This is a genomic window from Nocardia sp. NPDC050799 (assembly GCF_040654015.1).
Taxonomy (GTDB): Bacteria; Actinomycetota; Actinomycetes; order Mycobacteriales; family Mycobacteriaceae; genus Nocardia.
Genome location: NZ_JBFAHF010000055.1, coordinates 1 through 2,579, shown reverse-complemented (window position 1 = coordinate 2,579; position 2,579 = coordinate 1). Strand labels below are relative to the sequence as shown.

General features: G+C 69.3%; 3 protein-coding genes. 1 reads left to right on the top strand and 2 read right to left on the bottom strand.

Going from position 1 to position 2,579, the window contains the following annotated elements:
• Positions 1 to 350: 350 nt before the first annotated feature.
• Both cobM and AB0H42_RS33260 read right to left on the bottom strand, forming a co-directional pair.
• Positions 351 to 1,109 (bottom strand): precorrin-4 C(11)-methyltransferase, encoded by a 759-nt coding sequence (gene cobM, locus AB0H42_RS33265; protein ID WP_357063191.1) that lies wholly within the window; start codon positions 1,107 to 1,109, stop codon positions 351 to 353.
• Positions 1,110 to 1,248: 139 nt separating this feature from the next.
• A complete protein-coding gene (locus AB0H42_RS33260; RefSeq protein WP_357063189.1) occupies positions 1,249 to 1,677 on the bottom strand; it encodes a PPOX class F420-dependent oxidoreductase in 429 nt (142 codons plus the stop codon).
• Positions 1,678 to 2,000: 323 nt separating this feature from the next.
• Between AB0H42_RS33260 and AB0H42_RS33255 the strand changes: the two genes are divergently transcribed.
• A complete protein-coding gene (locus AB0H42_RS33255; RefSeq protein WP_357063186.1) occupies positions 2,001 to 2,348 on the top strand; it encodes a DoxX family protein in 348 nt (115 codons plus the stop codon).
• The last annotated feature ends 231 nt before the right edge of the window (positions 2,349 to 2,579 follow it).

The window sequence follows — 2,579 nt, the reverse complement described above, 5'->3', positions numbered from 1 at the left end:
CCGTAACCTCGCTTCCGGAACGCACGCGTGCGCTTCCCGTTTACACCCGGATTGGGACGCGCACCGCCGACAGCGCGGCAACCGCGGTTCCAGGCCCACTTCTCGTTTGCTCAGGCAAAAATGTCCATCGGAGTTATCCGTTTGTGAAGCCGGAGCCGTTACATCGGGCGCCCCAGACCACCCGGCACACCCGGTGCCCCATGCCTCCGTGCCATCGCACCCGGGCGTCGACTCCTGACCACCGACCCAATCTACCGAAGCACAGCCGTGTCACCAACCGGGTTCGACGACGGTGCCACCGGTCAGCGGGCGGTTTCCGGGGTCCCCCGGGCAGTCCGGCCGCCCCGCGCTCATCCGCCCAGGTGACTGCGGTCACGCATCGGGTCGTAGAGGTGTGATTGCGCACAGTCGATACCGGTCTCCAGCGCCCGTCCGACCAGGATCACCGCCGCCCGGGACAACCCCGCCGCCGCGACCCGATCCGCGATATCGGCCAATGTGCCGCGTAACACGATCTGGTCCGGTTGACTCGCGCGATAGACCACCGCGGCCGGGCAGTCCGGCCCGTAGTCCGCGACGAGTTCCAGCGCGAGCTGCCGGATATGGGTGATCGCCAGGTGCAGCACCAGCGTGGCGCGGGTGCGCGCGAACCCACCCAGTGCCTCGGTCTCCGGCATCGCCGTCGACCGCGCCCGCGTCCGGGTGAGCACCACCGACTGCGCGACCTCGGGGACGGTCAGCTCCGTACCGAGCAGCGCCGCCGCGGCGGCGTAGGCCGGCACACCCGGGGTGATATCCCACGGCACGCCGGCGGCATCGAGCCGCCGCGTCTGTTCGGTCAGGGCCGAGTAGAGAGACGGATCACCCGAGCACAACCGCGCCACCTCGTGACCGGCCGCCGTGGCGCCCACCATATGCGCCGTGATCTGGTCCAGGTCGAGCCGCTGGGTATCGATGAGTTCGGTGGCCGGCGCGCAGTGAGCGAGCACCTCGGGATCCAGATATGTGCCCGGGTACAGGCAGACCGGACACCGCCGCAGCAAGCCCACCGCGCGCACCGTCAACAGATCCGCGGCGCCGGGCCCGGCTCCGATGAAGTGCACAGTCATGCGTGGAGTGTAGGCACCGGCCGGCGCCGGACCGGCCGCACGTACCCGCCCCGGGCCCGCTCGGCGGCCGCCCGCCGGCGCCGGGCACCGCGTCCCCGGGTGCGTCACCGGCGGGACGCGGGCGGTCCGATGGCCGCGATCAACTCCCCACGGCGTCGAAGAAAGCGATGATCCGGGTCGGCTGTACCCGGACCAGGAGTTCACCCGGCACACCGTTACGCCGCCCGAACTCGTCGGCGCGGGCCGTACCCATATAGCGCCCGCCGAGCGCGGTCGCCGACCGCAGCAACTCGGCCGGATCCTCGGACAGGGTGACCGTGCCCTGGATCTGCACCGCCGCATAGGGCGGCTCCTCGAGGTCCACCACCATCGCGATCCGGGGGTCGCGCTGCAACGCTTTCCCCTTGGCGGTCTCCTTGCCGGTGTTGAAGACGATCTCGTCGCCGTCGAGCAGGAACCACACCGGTGTCACCAGCGGACGCCCGTCGCTCGCGGTGAACGCCACTTTGGCGGTTCGGGTTCCGTAACTGAGGAATTCACGCACCTTGGGGTCGGAAAGTGAGGCCATACGGATAAGCCTAGGGCGGCGGGGTCCATTTACCTCGTCTACGGCCCCGCGGGTCGGACCCTCATGCCCCGGGGCTCCCGGCTTCGCCCGCTTCGCTCCCCCGCTCGATCCGGCCGGACCCCGACCACGGACACCGGCTACCCGGCGAGGACGCAGGCGTATGCGAATACGCGCCTCGACCGACCCGGGTGAGCCACGGTGCGGGATGGGCACCGATCTCCGGACGGCCGGCCGCAGGCAGGCACGGATGTCACAACCCGCCGGCCTGTGTCGTCGATGCAGTGTTCGCCGGGGTTACACCGGCAGGAGAGAAGAGGGTCGCCATGGACGTCGCCTACTACATCGTCGCCGCGCTGACCGCCCTGTGGGTCGGGTTCTCGGGTTACTCGCTGTTCGCGAAGAAGCGGTTCGTGGTCGAACCGCTCGAACAGTACGGTGTGCCGCGGTCGTGGTGGAACCGGCTGGCGCCGGCCAAGAGCGCCGGTGCGCTGGGATTGCTCGCCGGTTTCGCCGTACCCGTGCTCGGCATGGCCGCGGCCGTTGGCCTGATCATCTACTTCCTCGGCGCGACCGCGACCGTACTGCGGGCACGCTCGTACAAGACCGCGGTGTTTCCGCTGCTCTACCTGGCTCCGGTGGTCGCCACGCTCGTCCTGCAACTGGCGCGGTGAGGCGACCCACAGCGAGCGGTGTCGAGCCATGGCCGAACGCGCTCCCGCCGACCGGGCGACCCTCGAATCAACCCCGCGAAACCGCCGATACCGTGACCGTCGCCGGGTAATACTCCGTGTGGCCCCGTCGCCCGGGGCGAGAGTGTCAGAATTTTTGTGGGCGGAACAGTGACCGTTCCGTTTAATTCCCAGTTATCCGCTCACCATAAAACAGCGCGAGCGTGTTGAGTA